Source organism: Leeuwenhoekiella sp. H156, assembly GCF_052218455.1.
GTDB classification, from domain to species: Bacteria; Bacteroidota; Bacteroidia; order Flavobacteriales; family Flavobacteriaceae; genus Leeuwenhoekiella; species Leeuwenhoekiella parthenopeia.
On the sequence record NZ_CP197499.1, the window covers coordinates 979,128 to 996,021 of the forward strand.

Below are 16,894 nucleotides of genomic sequence, written 5' to 3' on the forward strand. Positions count from 1 at the left end.
ATGACGGTATGACGCAAAAGGGCGCATATCGTTACAAAATTATAGCTAGAAATTACAAAAATATGCGTGACGTTTTAGTGCTTAAATTCATACTTTTGCACCCAAAATAAATTTTTCTTATGAGCACTCCTATTCAGGCCAAAGCAGCCCTGGTTTCCGTTTTTAGTAAAGAAGGTCTAGAACCGCTTATCAAAAAATTTCATGAACTTGGCATAACGCTTTATTCTACGGGGGGCACCGAAAAATTTATACGTGATTTAGACATTCCGGTTGTACCTGTTGAAGATATCACTTCCTATCCTTCTATTTTGGGCGGAAGAGTTAAAACCTTACATCCTAAAATTTTTGGTGGAATTTTGAACCGCCAGGATCACGAGGGCGATGTTGCCGAGATGGAAGAATATCAGATTCCACAGTTGGATATCGTAATTGTAGATTTATATCCTTTTGAGAAAACGGTGGCTTCAGGAGCTTCTGAGCAGGACATCGTTGAGAAGATAGACATTGGCGGTATTTCACTGATTCGCGCTGCGGCTAAAAACTTTAAAGACACGCTTTGTGTTTCTTCGGTTGACGATTATGAAGAGGTTTTAGAACTTATTTCAGCAAATGAAGGAACCACTACCCTGGCCGATCGCAAGCGTTTTGCAGCAAAAGCATTTAATGTCTCTTCACACTACGACACAGCGATCTTCAATTATTTTAACGAAGAAGAAACCGTTTACAAAGCCAGTTATACGCAGGGTAAAAGCTTACGTTATGGTGAAAACCCGCATCAAAAAGGAACGTTTTACGGAGATTTTGACGCAATGTTTGAGCAACTGCACGGAAAAGAGCTTTCCTATAACAATTTGCTTGACGTAGATGCTGCCGTAAACCTAATGGCCGAATTTAAAGATGAAAATCCAACCTTTGCCATTTTAAAGCACAACAATGCCTGCGGAGTAGCACAGCGCGCAACATTGCACCAGGCTTATGTAGATGCTTTGGCAGGAGACCCCGTATCTGCATTTGGAGGTATACTTATCGCCAACAAAGAAATTGATAAAGCTACCGCCGAAGAGATTCACAAACTGTTCTGTGAGGTAGTGATTGCTCCTTCTTATTCTGAAGCCGCTTTAGAAATTTTAAAAGAAAAGAAAAATAGAGTACTGCTGGTTCAAAAGCCGGTTGACCTTCCTAAAGATCAGGTGCGCAGTTGTTTAAACGGCGTGCTGGTTCAGGATAAAGATTTTATAACAGACAGCCTTAAAGATCTTAAGACGGTAACAAACAATAAACCCACGGTTGAAGAGTTAACTGACTTAGTATTTGCTTCAAAAATCTGCAAGCACACCAAGTCGAACACGATTGTATTTGCTAAAGACAAACAGCTTTTTGCAAGTGGTACCGGTCAGACTTCACGAGTTGATGCTTTGCGTCAGGCAGTAGAAAAAGCCACTTCATTTGGTTTTGACCTTAAAGGTGCCGTGATGGCGAGTGATGCATTTTTCCCATTCCCGGATTGTGTGGAGCTGGCAGATAAGGCAGGTATTACTGCGGTAATTCAACCCGGAGGGTCCATAAAAGATCAATTAAGTATTGATTATTGTAATGAACACGACGTGGCGATGGTAATGACAGGAACAAGACATTTTAAACACTAATAAACCGTATTTTTTAAGTACATTTAAAGATTAACCTTTTAGCATCTAACCTCCCTAATCACATCATAGCTTATGGGCTTTTTTGATTTTCTTACCGAAGAAATAGCAATAGATCTTGGTACCGCAAACACCCTCATCATCCACAACGATAAAGTTGTGGTTGACAGTCCGTCTATTGTAGCCCGTGACCGGGTGAGCAATAAGATTATCGCTGCCGGTAAAGATGCCGCGATGATGCAGGGCAAAACGCATGAAAACATCAAAACCATCCGGCCTTTAAAAGACGGGGTTATTGCAGACTTTGATGCCAGCGAGCAAATGATGAGTATGTTCATCAAAGAGATCCCTGCGCTCAAAAAACGTCTTTTTGCTCCTGCGTTGCGTATGGTTATTTGTATTCCTTCCGGGATTACAGAGGTTGAAATGCGCGCGGTTAAAGAAAGTGCAGAGCGTGTAAACGGCAAGGAGGTTTATTTGATTCACGAGCCTATGGCAGCAGCTATAGGTATTGGAGTAGACATTATGCAGCCTAAAGGAAATATGATTGTGGATATAGGTGGTGGTACTACCGAAATTGCCGTGATCGCTTTAGGTGGAATTGTTTGCGATAAATCGGTTAAGATTGCTGGAGATGTTTTTACAAACGACATCATCTATTATATGCGCACCCAGCACAACCTTTATGTAGGGGAACGCAGTGCGGAAAAAATTAAAATACAAATTGGTGCGGCTACTGAAGATTTAGAAGTTCCGCCGGAAGATATGAGCGTTCAGGGACGTGACCTGCTAACCGGCAAACCGAAGCAGGTGTCTATCTCTTACCGTGAGATTGCCAAGGCTCTTGATAAATCGATCCTGCGTATTGAAGACGCCGTGATGGAAACCTTATCTCAAACCCCGCCCGAACTTGCTGCAGACATTTACAACACCGGTATTTACCTCGCCGGTGGTGGTAGTATGTTGCGCGGTCTTGATAAGCGTTTATCGCAAAAAACCGATTTACCCGTTTATATTGCCGAAGATCCGCTTCGCGCTGTAGTACGCGGTACCGGTATTACGCTAAAAAACCTGAACAGATTCAAGAGCGTTCTCATCAAATAATAGCATTGTGATTCATGCAGCAAATTGTCAATTTTCTAATCAAGTATAGAAACTTTCTGCTATTTGCATTTTTGCTGTTTTTATCCCTTGTTTTTACCATTCAGTCGCATTCCTATCACCGAAGCAAATTTGTCAACTCGGCAAATTTTCTTAGTGGTGGTATTTTTACGGCTATCGACAACGTTTCGACCTACTTTGATCTAAAAACCCACAATGAGCAGTTGCTTGCCGAAAACAGCCGTCTTAGGCAACAGCTTCTCAACACACGGGACAGTGTTTCGCAGAAAATTGACACCTCGAGCTTTGGTACAAAATTTAAAATCACCACCGCAAAAGTCATCAACAACAACTACTCACACAAAGACAATTTCCTAACCCTAAAAGCCGGTCGTGACGCAGGGATAAAGCAAGACCTGGGCGTTATAACCAGCAAAGGGATTGTAGGAATTGTAGATAAGGTTTCTCCGGGCTATGCCACCGTAATGAGCATTCTCAACAGCAACTCCCAGATCAATGCCAAATTGAAGAAGAGCAATCACTTTGGAATTTTAGTATGGAAAGGTGGCGACCCCAATCTCGTTGACCTTATCGACGTGCAGTCTAAAGCCCCAGTAAAACAGGGCGACACCATCGTAACCGGTGGGAAATCAACCATTTTTCCGGAGGGTATTGGCATAGGTACCATAGAGCAGTTTGCACTGGATCCTACCGAAAATTTTTACAGCATCAAGGTGAAACTTTTTAACGATATGACTAATGTAGGTCACGTGTACGTGATTGAAAACCTGGACCGGAAAGAAATACAAACTTTAGAACAGGAAACCCGCGATGAGCAATAGTATAATACGTAACACCCTACGCTTTATCGTGCTGGTCCTGGCACAGATTACCCTGTTTAACAACATCGAGTTTTTAGGCTATATAAACCCCTACCCGTATATTCTGTTTATACTTCTGTTTCCAATAGGTGACAACCGCGCACTCTTATTATTTTCGAGCTTTTTACTGGGACTCAGTATAGATATGTTTACCAATAGTGGCGGGATGCACGCAGCTGCAAGTGTAACGGTTGCCTACATACGCCCCTGGATCCTGCAATCTATTTTCGGTATTGCCTACGAGTACAATGCCGTGAAAATCTCAACCGCAGCTTATGGCGAGCGACTGCTCTTCATCAGCATTATGATTTTCACACATCACCTCATCCTTTTTTCTCTCGAAAGTTTTAACTTTTCAGATATAATCTATATACTTAAGAAGACGTTGTTCAGTGGGGTATTTACTTTAACCCTCTGCATGCTTTTTATCACCCTCTTCAGTTTTAGACGTAAATGAGAAGAATACTGCTATTTACTGTTGTATTGGTTTCCGGACTTTTATTTACCGGAAGGCTATTCTATTTACAAATCTTAAATACCTCTTACGCCGGTCTGTCTGAAAACAATGCTATTAAACGCAGCTTCGACTATCCGCAACGCGGTCATATTTACGATCGCAATGGCGAACTGCTGGTTAGTAACCAGCCCTCGTATGATGTGATGGTAATACCGCGCGAAGTAGAGCCTTTTGACACCCTGGAACTCTGCCAGATGCTTAAGATGACCAAAGAAGCCCTGGTAACGCGTCTTGAAAAAGCCAGAGTCTATTCACCGCGCCTGCCTTCTATTGTCATACCTCAGCTTACGAAGTCTGAGTACGCCTATTTACAGGAAAAAATGCGCAAATACGAAGGTTTCTATATTCAAAAACGCTCCTTAAGGGATTATCAAATAGATTTTGGCGCCAATTTTTTAGGCTATATAGCCGAAGTAAACCAGTCTGACATCGAAGCAAACCCGTATTATCAATCGGGAGATTTAAGAGGTAGAACAGGAGTAGAAAAACAATATGAAGATGTTTTAAGAGGAGTCAAGGGCGTAAAATATATTCAAAAAGACCGCTTTAATCGCGACATAGGCCCTTATAAAAACGGAAGCCTTGATACCCTACCCCAACCCGGTAAAGACATTACCCTTACCGTAGATGCTGCACTGCAACGCTATGGAGAAGAATTGATGGTCAATAAACGTGGCGGTATTATTGCCATAGAGCCTGCCACCGGTGAAATACTTGCCTTGATATCTGCACCCAATTACGATCCTGCCTTGCTGGTAGGGCGTGAACGTTCGGCTAACTTTACCAAACTTTGGTACGATACGATCTCAAAACCCCTGTTTGACCGCAGTCTTCAGGCAGAATATCCTCCCGGCTCACCCTTTAAAACCTTAAATGCGCTTATCGCATTGCAGGAAGGCGTGGTCAACACTGAAGAGAGTTTTTCCTGTCACGGCGGCTATGTTTATGGACGAGGCCGAAAACTGGGCTGTCACCACCATCCCTCTCCACTGAGTATGATTCCGGGTATTGCCAACTCGTGTAATGCCTATTTCGCTAATGTCTACCGACGCGTCATTGAAAAATACGATTCTCCACAGGAAGGTATGGACGTCTGGAATAACCACCTTGCCAGTTTCGGGCTTGGTGACTTTATGGGAACCGATCTGCCTACAGGACGTCCCGGCTTTATTCCGGATAGCAAATTTTACAATAGGTCATACGAGTACCCAAAATACAAGTGGTTTAGTACTGCCACAATATCTAACTCCATTGGTCAGGGCGAGGTAATCACTACGCCTATTCAATTGGCTAACGTCACCGCGGCCATTGCAAACCGCGGTTGGTATTATACACCTCATATCATAAAGAGTATTGAAGGAGATGAAAAGCAAATTCCCGAAGAATACCGAACCAAGCATGTTACCAGTATAGATCCTGCTAATTTTGAACCGGTAGTTCAGGGTATGTACGATGTGTATAACTACGGAACAGCATCGGCCGTGCGTATCGCCGATATTGATATTTGTGGTAAAACCGGTACTGCCGAAAATTACACCAAGATTAACGGGGAGCGCGAACAATTAACCGACCACTCGATCTTTGTGGCTTTTGCGCCAAAAGATAACCCAAAAATTGCCATCGCGGTTTTCGTAGAAAACGGATACTGGGGATCGCGTTACGCCGGTAAAATCGCCAGTTTAATGATTGAAAAACACATTAAAGGCGAAATCACCAGAACAGATCTTGAAGAATGGGTACTTACCCACAGCCTTGAGGACGAATATGCAAAACCGTTAAGCGGCCAGCCCTTCTATATCAATGATGGTAAAAAATTAAGTGGCATTCCCGAAAAGCCTCAACTTTAATGGCTATAAATACACGCAACCGCGGAACTTTTGACTGGTTAATTATTGTATTATATCTCGCTTTAGTAGGTATTGGGTGGGTGAATATCATCTCGGCATCTATAGATCCTACTGAGAATTACAATCTCTTTGACCTGAGCAACCTCTATGCAAAACAATTGCTTTTTATAGGTCTAAGCATTCTGCTCATCATATTTATCCTGTCTCTCGAAGCTAAGTTTTTTGAACGCTTTGCGAGTATTATTTATGTAGTTTCCATCCTGTCACTTCTGGGGCTTTTTGTTTTTGGAAAAACCATTTCAGGCGCTACCAGTTGGTACGGCTTCGGGAGTTTTGGTCTGCAACCCAGCGAATTTGCCAAGGCCGCAACAGCACTCGCTTTGGCCAAATACCTCAGCGATATTCAAACCGATGTAAAATCGTTTTTACACCAGCTCAGGGCATTTGTAATTATTGCTCTACCCGCTATTTGTATTATTCCACAACCCGATCCCGGTAGCGCGCTGGTGTATGCCGCCTTTTTCTTTCCGCTTTACCGAGAAGGACTTTCAGGTATTTACCTGATTATTGGCTCTGTAGTGGTTGGGCTTTTTATTTTGACACTGGCTTTTGGTCCTTATTACGTCATTGCAGGAATTTTTGCGATTGCGGTAATTCTGCTCATAATGAACCGCAAAAAGCGCTTCGGCAAACGGCTGTATTACGTTTTACCCATAGTCTCAATGCTCTTTGTATTTTCGGTAGATTATATCTTTCAAAACGTTTTTGAACAGCGCCATCGCGACCGCTTTAATGTGGTATTGGGGAAAGATGTAGATATGAAAAGCATAGGCTACAACACCTACCAGTCTGAAATTGCAATTGGTAATGGCGGCTTATTTGGAAAGGGATTTTTGAAGGGAACTCAGACCAAAGGTGATTTTGTACCTGAGCAGCAAACCGACTATATTTTTAGCACCGTGGGTGAAGAATGGGGCTTTCTGGGCAGCACGCTGGTCATCTTTCTCTTTGTGGGCCTTATGTTGCGCGTCATTATACTTGCCGAACGGCAAAAGAGTCAGTTCAGTCGTATTTACGGCTATAGCGTTGCCGGAATTCTATTCATTCACTTTCTGGTAAATATCGGGATGGTTACCGGGGTGCTTCCTACGGTAGGTATTCCCCTGCCTTTTTTCAGTTATGGCGGCTCATCCTTGTGGGGCTTTACGATCTTGCTATTCATATTCGTTAAACTAGATAGCAACCGGGTTAACGACTGGTAGAATTTGGGCGAAAAGACTTTTGGAAAATCAGAATTTCCAGTCTGTAACCGAATGGGAAGCTTCCAGTTGAGCTTCAGTAGCATCGTCTAGCTGCGGAAAGAAATCGAGTTGGGTAAGTTCTTCAATCGCATCGATTGTAACTACAAATGCTTTTAGATCCTGATCGCTTTCGCTATGCGGAATTAAAAAAGCGAGCGCCGTAAAACCGGAAGCGTCTTTTCGAATCAAAATTTTATAGAAGGCTGAAGGGACATAAACTTCCTCTTCGCCTATTTTGTCAACAGGATCTTTCAGAAGTCCGCCTGTAATAATAGTAAGCTCCCCATAACGCCGCGCCCAGTCACGCACCTGATTTTCAAGCCTGTTCCAAACCCCTCCATTAAATTCCTGCAATTGCGGACTAATATTACTCGTCAAAAAGGTTTCGTTATACGCCTGCGTACTGAAACGACGATCCCCGGCCGGACATAGGTGCCCCCGGTCATAGCCGCTGTTCTTATAATTGCGCCAATGTGCAGCGCCGGTTTTCACCGCCGGGTCAATCTCAAAATAGGGCCTGCTCAAATTGGTCTCCGTAAGCTGATCTTTAGTTAAGGTATAGGCCACCCAACTCGCCTGCTCAGCCTCCTCGCTATACTCAAGAGTGTAATAATCGTGGTTAATGATTTGATTTGAGGTAGCAGCCGGCAGAAAAAAGTCCAAATCTTCAGACTTTACGCTTGCACCGGCCTCAACATACTTCTGTTTTTCCTGTGCATCCAGATACCTTTCGGCCAAAAAAATAAGTGTTACCGCCACCATCATCAGGAACGGATACGTGTATTTACGTTTCATATTAGTTGATTCCTTTTACGTCAAGCGCATCACGCAAGGCATTACCCATAAGCATAAATGCCATTACCAGACTCATGATAGCCAGGCCGGGAATAATGGCTAAATAAGCTTTGCCCAAAATTATATACGAGTAGTGATCTTTAATCATCGCACCCCAGCTGGGGATAGGCGGTTGAGCTCCAATTCCCAAAAAGCTGAGCCCGCTTTCAATGAGAATGGCTCCTGCAAAGTTTGCCGCACTGATCACAATAACGGGAGCCAGAATGTTAGGTAAAATATGCCGAAACAAAATGCGCATATCTTTATAACCCAGTGCCCGGGCTGCAGTTACATATTGCGCTTCCTTGACGCTTAAAACCTGCCCCCGCACTACACGGGCAACCTCGACCCACATCGTTAGCCCAACAGCAATAAAAACCTGCCAAAAGCCTTTGCCCAAAGCCAAAGTGATCGCTATCACCAGAAGTAAGGTTGGGATAGACCAGGTTACATTGATAATCCACATCACGAGTGCATCAATTTTTCCACCGAAATAGCCTCCAATTGCGCCCATAAAGATTCCGATGAGTAATGAAATCAATACCGCTACAAAACCAATACTGAAGGAAATACGGGTACCTATAAGCATTCTGCTCAGGAGATCCCTTCCGTATTTATCGGTACCGAGAATAAAGGTTTTCTCTGAAACAAAATCGTCTTCAAAAGCGGAAGGATCAATTTGCCCCTGTAGGCCAAAGTCAGTATATGCTATGGCTTTAGTCAACTCCCCCGCTCCCTCATCGCTGTAAGGAACATACTCCACTTCGTTCTCTGTAAGGCGGAATGAATCAATCGGGATTTCGGTATCTGCATTGGCTTTACCTAGAAACAGCTGGCTAAAAAAGGATTGCTCTGCCGGGTCAGGGCCGGGCACCGTTAGCATTTTTACGGTAAAACCCGGTTTTTTTGAATGAATGGAAAGATGCATCTGGTTTGCATTTTGGGTATCGTCTGGCGCCAGCGCATAGGCGAAAAGGGCAACAAAGCCGCAAAGCACGATGTATATAAAACTCAAAACGCCCCAGAAATTTCGTTTGAATTTCCGGAGCGCTAATTGAGTTAATGAACTGGATTTTTCTGCCATAGATGACTCACTTGGTGAGCTCTTTTAAAGTTGCGCAAACAATACGCATTTAAATTATTCTCTTACGTCAGCCAGCTTTCCTCTTCTGATGTTATTGGTCTTAAGATCTTCCAGCACATTGATGGCTTCTTCCATATACACGTCTTTAGCCAATTCTTCGTGCCAGCGCTGACGCTTCTCTTTAAGCACCGTATCTTTCTTAAATTCTTCCAGTTCGTAAGGCAGAGATTTGTAAACCAGGTCGGTTTTATAATCTCTCAGTGCATCAAAACGTTTGGCTTCGGCCTCACTTTCTTCAACCTTAGCAGCATACTGCTCCAGATTTAAAGGCCATACCGAATCGTCCTGCTTGCTCTTAATCCACTTGGCGTTTTCTTCAATCAACTGCAACTGCTGGTTTTGTGACATACGCGCATTACTGTTATTGATGGTTTGCTCATAATCGATATACCCATCCCAAACCTTGTAGTCTGCCGCATCGATCTTATCCCATGGAAGTGGATTTTCCAGATCTTTCTCCCCTATGTCAATATAGCTGTAACGGTCTGGTACCACCACATCACTTTTTACACCTTCAAGCTGGGTAGAACCACCGTTGATTCGATAGAACTTCTGGGTAGTAATTTTTAATGCTCCCATATCACCCAGATCATTTTGACGCAACCAGCGATTGAGGTCATATACATTCTGAACGGTTCCTTTACCGTAGGTTTGTTTGCTCCCAATGATTACAGCACGCTTGTAATCCTGCATTGCTGCTGCAAGGATTTCACTTGCCGAAGCACTGATTTCGTTTACCAAAATCACTAAAGGCTTATCCCATAAAATACTCGGGTCTTTATCTTTTAGAATTTCACTTTCGGCTCCATTAGACTTCACCTGAACGACCGGACCTTCTTTAATAAACAAGCCGGCGATATCAACAACAGTAGAAAGTGAACCTCCACCGTTACTGCGCAGGTCGATTACCAAGCCTTCTGCACCTTCTTCCTTAAGTCTGACTATTTCCTGCTTCACATCGGTCGCTGCATTACGCTGGTTGGCGTTTTGCATATCGAAGTAGAACTTAGGCAGATTAATAACCCCATACTTGCGGCCTTCCTTCTCTACAGTGGTGGTTTTCGCATAAGTCTCTTCAAGCTCCACAACATCACGGGTAATGGCAACATTGCGAATTGTCCCGTCTTTTTTCTTAACGTTTAAAGTAACCACAGTTCCTTTAGGGCCTTTGATCAATTCAACCGCATCGTCCAGACGCATTCCCACAACACTGGTCGCCACATCTTCATCCTGTTGTTTTACTTTCAGAATGATATCGCCCTCTTCAAGCTCTTCACCTCTCCAGGCAGGACCACCGGATATGATTTCGGTTATACTGATTTCGTTACTTTTTTTCTGTAAACGTGCCCCAATTCCCTGAAACTGACCACTCATTTGCATATCGAATCGATCTTTATCTACGGGTGCGAAATATGTGGTATGTGGGTCAAACTCTTCTACGATAGAATTGATATAAACCGAGAAATAATCATCCCGGTCTAACTCGTCTGCAAACTCAAAATATTCTGCATACGAATCCTTGGTTGTTTTACGGGCTTCTTCTTCCAGTTCCTTTTTAGACATTGGAGTATAACCTGTAGAGTCTTTCGCTTTTTGCTCCTCTTCCTGAATTCGGTCGTAATAGGTGCCAATAGCACTGAATTTCAGCTGATTTTCCCAACGCTCTTTAAGTTCCTTACGGTTCTTGGCGTAGCCGACATTTTCGTAATCGGTATCTATAGAATCCTCGGCAGTATAGTCAAAAGGCTTATCGAGTACCTCCTCATAAATTTTCTTAGATTCTTCCATACGCTCTCTTAAACGCGTATATGCCATATCAAAAAAAGTAATATCCTCTTTTCTGATCTGATCATCAATTTGATTTTTGTAAACCTCAAATTCCTTGATATCGCTGGCTAAATAATACCGTTTAAGCGGATCGAGCGCGGTAATGAAATCGTCAAAGACCTGCTCAGAGAATTTATCGTCAAAATCTTTTGCGTCGTAATGCCCTTTCTCCAAAACATAAGAAATAAGGCTTATAAGTACTTTATCCTTACCGGGGTCTTCAGAATTTGTCGTGAAACTACACGACGCAGCCCCAAGAAGTAAGGCCAAAACAAGTACTTTTGCATTTTTTATCATAATTCTAAGCATTTTATTCTTTTACTAGCAATCTACATTAAAAACCGTGCCACGGCCAAAAGGAAGCGGTAATAATTTGTTAAACCGCAGGCCCGCCAAAGGCCACGTAATTTAGTATTTTAGCAGCAGAAAGCAAAAATTAATGACACCACAAAAACCGCTTATTTTAATCACAAACGACGACGGCATTACTGCACCGGGCATTCGCAAACTCATCAGCCTTATGAAAGAACTGGGGGACGTTATTGTGGTAGCGCCAGACAGTCCGCAAAGCGGTATGGGTCACGCTATAACAGTAAATGACACCATTTATTGCGATCCCGTTCGTGAATTTCAGGATGACGATCATAAAGAATATAAATGCTCGGGCACTCCTGCAGATTGTGTCAAAATCGCCGTACAGGAAATCATGCACCGCAAACCGGATATCTGCGTGAGCGGCATCAATCATGGCTCTAACTCCTCTATTAATGTGATTTACAGCGGCACGATGAGTGCAGCGGTAGAAGCCGGTGTTGAAGGTATTCCGGCGATAGGATTTTCATTGCTCGATTACTCAATAGATGCAGATTTTTCGCATTGCGACACGTTTGTGAAACGCATTACCAGTCAGGTCTTAGCAAACGGCCTTCCTCAGGGCGTGGTGTTGAATGTAAACATCCCAAAACTGAAGGCCAGCGAGATACGCGGTATCAAGGTGGGCCGCCAGGCTAATGCGCAGTGGGTGGAAGATTTTGATAAGCGCACAAACCCAATGGGCCGTGATTACTACTGGCTGAGCGGCGAGTTTGTAAATCACGACGAAGGGGAAGATACTGATGAATGGGCTTTGGCAAACGGCTATGTTTCCGTAGTACCGGTACAATTTGATCTTACCGCACATCGTTTTATTACTGAATTGAATTCCTGGAATCTGAACCCCTAGTCTTTTCGCTTTGCGAAAATCTTTAAAACTCAACATGTGAAGTATTACATTCTGGCAGGCGAAGCGAGCGGCGATTTACACGCCTCAAATCTGATGAAAGCCCTGAAAAAGGAAGATCCCGAGGCTGAATTCCGGTTTTGGGGAGGTGATTTGATGCAGCAACAGGGCGGTACTCTGGTCAAGCACTATCGCGATCTGGCCTTTATGGGTTTTCTCGAGGTATTGCTTAACATACGCACGATTTTCAAAAACCTGACATTCTGCAAAAAAGACATTCAGGCCTACAACCCCGACGTTATTATTTACGTGGACTATCCCGGTTTTAATTTACGCATAGCGAAATGGGCGCGTCTGCAGGGTTTTAAGAATTATTATTACATTTCCCCTCAAATCTGGGCCTGGAAAGAAGGCCGAATCAAAGACATCAAGCGGGATGTTGATGAACTGTTTGTGATTCTGCCTTTTGAAAAAGAGTTTTACGAAAAGAAACATCAGTTTCCTGTTCATTTTGTGGGGCACCCCCTGCTCGATGCTATTTACGACCGCGAACCTGCATCTCCGGAAACCTTCCGCGAAAAGCACAATCTGGATGAACGGCCTATAATTGCTCTTTTGCCCGGAAGCCGAAAACAGGAAATTCAGAAAATGCTTGAAGGTATGCTCAGCATTACCGGAGATTTTAAGGAATATCAATTTATAATAGCCGGAGCTCCCAGTCAGGACGCCGAGTTTTACGAGCCGTTTTTAAAGAAAAACCGGGTGCACATTGTGATGAATGAAACCTACAATCTCCTTGATGTGTCTAGCGCGGCTTTAGTTACATCGGGTACAGCAACCCTGGAAACAGCATTATTTAAAGTTCCTGAAGTGGTATGCTATAAGGGCGGAAGGATTTCGTACGAAATTGCAAAACGGGTAATTAATCTTGATTATATTTCGCTGGTCAACCTTATTATGGATAAGGAAGTGGTAAAAGAATTGATTCAAACCGATTTCAATACCAAATCGCTGAAAGCTGCGTTAAACAACATTCTTGATGAAGAAAACCGGAAACAGGTGTTTCACGAGTATTTCGAACTCGAGAAAAAACTGGGAGGACCGGGCGCCAGTAGAAACACAGCTCAATTGATCTATAAGAATCTAAAGAAATAACAATACTTAACTAAGGTAACGAGTTATAAACCCGGATTTATTTTAAAATTATCAGGCAAGCCCGGGAATATTTTCTCCCTTTGGCGGCGCCAATTAAGGAAGATTTGCTTCTATATATGAAGAGAAACAGAATACTAAAGCAGAGCGGCATACTTGCCTTAAGCCTGGCATTAGCCAGTTGCGGCGGAAGCAAAAGAAGCATACAAACCCCTGCCGTGATAGGATCGGCAGCTTATGAAGAACCGAAACGCAGAGAAATCAAAGCTGCTGAAGACGCCGGAGACGAACTCATCTACCTTTCTGAAATCAAAGACGAAGACGAAAATCAACTGCGCTATAACATCATCAGCAACGCACGCCGCTTTGAAGGCACACCTTACAAATATGGCGGTACCACCTCAAAGGGAATGGACTGCAGCGGCCTGATCTACACGGTTTTTTTAGAGGAAAACATAAGCATCCCCAGAGTAAGCCGCGCTATCGCCGAGGAAGGTAAACGCATTAAAACCGATGAAGTGATTCCGGGAGATTTGCTATTCTTTATTACCGGTAGGCGCAGTAAAAACATCAATCACGTGGGCCTTGTGGTAGACGTCTTACCCGGGCAAATTCTGTTTATTCACTCATCTACTTCACAGGGAGTTATCGTCTCATCTCTGAATGAAGGCTACTGGAACAATGCCTTTGTTGAAGCGCGCCGCATTATGTAATTTTCGATTTAAGTAGTACTTTAAGGCTACTGTTCTTAGAACGCCCTACCGTTTAAGCAACAGGTGATTTTGTATTTTAAAAATTACTTGTGAAAGGCTTAAATACCACTTTACTGCTGCTTCTTACAGGACTTTTGGCCGGGATTGTCTACGCCAGTACTTTTCAGCCTTCGCTAAAATCAGCCTTAGTCCTGCTGCCGGTAAGCCTGTTTATTTTCGGCTTGCTGCATGTGTTGCATTCGCGCAAACAGTCTACTTCGGTCTTTACCGGCGCGGCTGCTGTTCTGGTGTTTTTTTCATTAGGCCTACTGGCACAAACGTTGAGCAATCCACTCCGTTTACCAAATCATTATATCAATCAAACAGATTTAAACGCAGATAGCAATTTTGTAATTGAATTAGAAGAACGGCTTGCGCCGGGCATTTCTCAGGCTCGTTTTACAGCTCAGGTGCTTCAACACAATACCGCTGCCGCAACAGGCAAAATATTGGTAACCATACCTAAAGATTCTATAAACCGTGCGTTAGATCTGGATGTAGGCAATCTGCTATACGTAGACGGCCTGCTTCAGACCCGGTTTCCGGTTAATGCGCCCTATCAATTTGATTATGGCGCGTATCTGAAAAGCAAGGGGATTTTTGGCCAAATCAGATTGACAAAAGACTCTTTCATAAAGATTTCTTCAGATGCAAATTCCTCCAAATTTAGTGCACACCGTTTTCGCTCGTATCTCAAATCTAAACTAAACCGCTACGAACTCAGCCCTGATAGCAAAGCCATAACCTATGCCCTGTTGTTAGGAGAACGTCAGGATCTGTCACCTCAACTCAGGCAAAGCTATGTTGATGCCGGTGTTATTCACATTCTGGCGGTGTCTGGGCTTCACGTGGGAATTCTCATGCTCATTGTACAGTTTTTACTTAAACCCTTAGGCAATCAGAAAAAAACCAGACTGCTGCGTATGCTAATCGTGCTTGCTGTAATCTGGCTGTTTGCGATCCTAACGGGGCTATCTCCTTCAGTTTTAAGAGCCGCAACCATGTTTAGCTTTTTACAAATTGGTCTGGTTTACGGCCAGCGGCGGGCAGGCTATAACGCGTTGATCGCATCTGCTTTAATCTTGCTGCTCATAAACCCAAACCTCCTTCTTGATGTAGGTTTTCAACTCAGTTATACCGCTGTATTCTTTATCATGTGGCTTTATCCCAAACTGGAAATGTTATGGAAACCTAAAAACAAAATTCTGGGCTATTACTGGCAACTAATTTGCGTGAGTCTGGCCGCACAAGTGGGTGTATTGCCTTTAAGCCTGTATTATTTCCACCAATTTCCGGGATTGTTTCTAATAGCCAATGTGGTTGTCCTTCCGGTTTTAGGTTTTATTTTGATTTATGGAATTTTGATTCTAATCTTAGCTCTTCCGGAGTGGTTACCAAAACTAATGGTTGACGCCTATGACTTTATACTACGGCTGCTCAACAACAGCATAGGTTTGATTTCGCAGGCAGATTATTTCATTTTTAAAAGTATTTATTTCCCTTTGGCATTGATTCCCATCACCTATTTACTCGTGTTTGGTTTAGGTAAGCTCACGGAAAAATTCAATTTTAAAAATGTAAGCCGATTTCTAATTGCGGGTGCGATCTTTCCGCTTGTACTTTTGGCCTTAAAACTGAAGCAACAAAACGAATTTTATATTCTCAACTCCTACCGCTCAACAAGTCTTGCAAACGTGGATGAGGCGAACGACCTGTCTCTGTATCTCAATTCTAAAACCATTGACACCTCCCGAATCATAAAAGGCTTTAAAGAAAATCTTCAAATTAAAAATATCTCTATCCAACCGCTGAAGTCCATTTACAACACCCCTGAAGGACCCCTGCTCATTATTGACAGTCTCGCAATCTACCAGCTTGAAGAATTACAGCCCAAATACATTTTGCTAACCCAATCGCCAAAGGTCAATCTTGATCGCCTAATCGCGTACTTTCCGAAGGCTATTCTAATAGCAGACGCCAGCAACTACAGAAGCTATGTAAAACGCTGGGAAGCCACCTGTGAAAACCGAAAAATCCCTTTTCACAGCACGTATGAAAAGGGATTTTATAGCTTAGACTGAATACCTTATCCTTTGAAAGTACTCACAAAATTTTCCTGATAATTTTGCCAGGCTTCTGCGGAAGTAATTTTCTTATACGCGTCAGAATGCACCATTTTCAAGAAAATCTCCAGTTGTTGCGGCGTTTTATAACCCGGTACGGGCTGAATGAGCTTTCCGGTTTCGTCAAAAAACACAACACTGGGATAGGCATTTATTTTCATCGCGTGTGCAAACAGATGCTGACTGTTGCGGCCTTTACGGTTGGGATCGTAGTTGGGATTGGTATACACAAAATCCTGATAGTCAATTTTCTCGGTGCCTTCCGCATTAAACTTTACCGCGTAATAGTTTTTGTTGATGTAGTCTGCCACGTCTTTGTTGTGAAAAGTATTTTGATCCAGCAATTTACAGGGACCACACCAGTCTGTATAGACATCCATAAAAATCTTTCGGGGTTCTTTCTTTTGAGCTTCCAGAGCCTCGTTAAAACTCATCCATTTGATCTCGCCCTGCTTTTGGGAAAATACGGCAGCAGTGCCTACTACGGTTAAAAGAAGAAGTATAATTATTTTTTTCATATTTCTGTTTTTCCAACACATTTCAAAAAGCAGAC

General features: G+C 43.1%; 14 protein-coding genes. 10 read left to right on the forward strand and 4 right to left on the reverse strand.

All coding sequences use genetic code 11. The features are described 5' to 3' along the window. Positions 1 to 119 precede the first annotated feature (119 nt). The 6 genes from purH to rodA all read left to right on the forward strand — a co-directional run bounded on the left by purH (position 120) and on the right by rodA (position 7,251). Positions 120 to 1,646 carry a bifunctional phosphoribosylaminoimidazolecarboxamide formyltransferase/IMP cyclohydrolase gene (gene purH / locus ACSSS3_RS04140; RefSeq protein ID WP_442846533.1) on the forward strand — a complete coding sequence of 509 codons (1,527 nt, stop codon included), beginning with the start codon at positions 120 to 122 and terminating at the stop codon, positions 1,644 to 1,646. Positions 1,647 to 1,718: 72 nt separating this feature from the next. Continuing rightward, positions 1,719 to 2,747, forward strand: coding sequence for a rod shape-determining protein (locus tag ACSSS3_RS04145; RefSeq protein WP_228230615.1), 1,029 nt, complete (start codon positions 1,719 to 1,721; stop codon positions 2,745 to 2,747). 14 nt (positions 2,748 to 2,761) lie between these two features. Next, on the forward strand, positions 2,762 to 3,586 hold the full coding sequence (gene mreC / locus ACSSS3_RS04150; protein WP_228230614.1) for a rod shape-determining protein MreC: 825 nt from the start codon (positions 2,762 to 2,764) through the stop codon (positions 3,584 to 3,586). Next, complete coding sequence (locus ACSSS3_RS04155; RefSeq protein ID WP_442846534.1) at positions 3,576 to 4,082, forward strand: rod shape-determining protein MreD; 507 nt, start codon at positions 3,576 to 3,578, stop codon at positions 4,080 to 4,082. The genes mreC and ACSSS3_RS04155 overlap by 11 nt, the downstream gene beginning before the upstream one ends. After that, the gene (mrdA, locus tag ACSSS3_RS04160) at positions 4,079 to 5,989 is read left to right on the forward strand and encodes a penicillin-binding protein 2 (protein ID WP_228230612.1); all 1,911 of its coding nucleotides are present in this window, start codon (positions 4,079 to 4,081) and stop codon (positions 5,987 to 5,989) included. Before ACSSS3_RS04155 ends, mrdA begins: the two co-directional genes overlap by 4 nt. Continuing rightward, positions 5,989 to 7,251 (forward strand): rod shape-determining protein RodA, encoded by a 1,263-nt coding sequence (rodA, locus tag ACSSS3_RS04165; protein WP_442846535.1) that lies wholly within the window; start codon positions 5,989 to 5,991, stop codon positions 7,249 to 7,251. Before mrdA ends, rodA begins: the two co-directional genes overlap by 1 nt. A gap of 27 nt (positions 7,252 to 7,278) precedes the next feature. Here the strand turns inward: rodA and ACSSS3_RS04170 are convergent, their stop codons facing one another. From ACSSS3_RS04170 to ACSSS3_RS04180, 3 genes are read right to left on the reverse strand one after another with little or no spacing between them, the layout of a single operon-like run. Continuing rightward, positions 7,279 to 8,085, reverse strand: coding sequence for a DNA/RNA non-specific endonuclease (locus tag ACSSS3_RS04170; RefSeq protein WP_442846536.1), 807 nt, complete (start codon positions 8,083 to 8,085; stop codon positions 7,279 to 7,281). A 1-nt stretch (position 8,086) separates the two neighbouring features. After that, positions 8,087 to 9,208 carry an ABC transporter permease gene (locus ACSSS3_RS04175; RefSeq protein WP_228230609.1) on the reverse strand — a complete coding sequence of 374 codons (1,122 nt, stop codon included), beginning with the start codon at positions 9,206 to 9,208 and terminating at the stop codon, positions 8,087 to 8,089. 54 nt (positions 9,209 to 9,262) lie between these two features. Then, the gene (locus tag ACSSS3_RS04180; RefSeq protein ID WP_442846537.1) at positions 9,263 to 11,392 is read right to left on the reverse strand and encodes a carboxy terminal-processing peptidase; all 2,130 of its coding nucleotides are present in this window, start codon (positions 11,390 to 11,392) and stop codon (positions 9,263 to 9,265) included. Between the two features lie 142 nt (positions 11,393 to 11,534). On the opposite strand from ACSSS3_RS04180, the gene surE reads away from it, so the two are divergent. The 4 genes from surE (at position 11,535) to ACSSS3_RS04200 (ending at position 16,299) form a co-directional block, all read left to right on the forward strand. Beyond that, positions 11,535 to 12,317 (forward strand): 5'/3'-nucleotidase SurE, encoded by a 783-nt coding sequence (surE, locus tag ACSSS3_RS04185; RefSeq protein ID WP_442846538.1) that lies wholly within the window; start codon positions 11,535 to 11,537, stop codon positions 12,315 to 12,317. A 36-nt stretch (positions 12,318 to 12,353) separates the two neighbouring features. After that, positions 12,354 to 13,469 (forward strand): lipid-A-disaccharide synthase, encoded by a 1,116-nt coding sequence (lpxB, locus tag ACSSS3_RS04190; RefSeq protein ID WP_442846539.1) that lies wholly within the window; start codon positions 12,354 to 12,356, stop codon positions 13,467 to 13,469. A 116-nt stretch (positions 13,470 to 13,585) separates the two neighbouring features. After that, positions 13,586 to 14,179 (forward strand): C40 family peptidase, encoded by a 594-nt coding sequence (locus ACSSS3_RS04195; RefSeq protein ID WP_442846540.1) that lies wholly within the window; start codon positions 13,586 to 13,588, stop codon positions 14,177 to 14,179. A gap of 89 nt (positions 14,180 to 14,268) precedes the next feature. Further along, positions 14,269 to 16,299 (forward strand): ComEC/Rec2 family competence protein, encoded by a 2,031-nt coding sequence (locus tag ACSSS3_RS04200; protein ID WP_442846541.1) that lies wholly within the window; start codon positions 14,269 to 14,271, stop codon positions 16,297 to 16,299. 5 nt (positions 16,300 to 16,304) lie between these two features. Here ACSSS3_RS04200 and ACSSS3_RS04205 read toward each other — a convergent pair whose 3' ends face one another. Continuing rightward, positions 16,305 to 16,859 (reverse strand): thioredoxin family protein, encoded by a 555-nt coding sequence (locus ACSSS3_RS04205; protein WP_442846542.1) that lies wholly within the window; start codon positions 16,857 to 16,859, stop codon positions 16,305 to 16,307. Between the last annotated feature and the right edge of the window lie 35 nt (positions 16,860 to 16,894).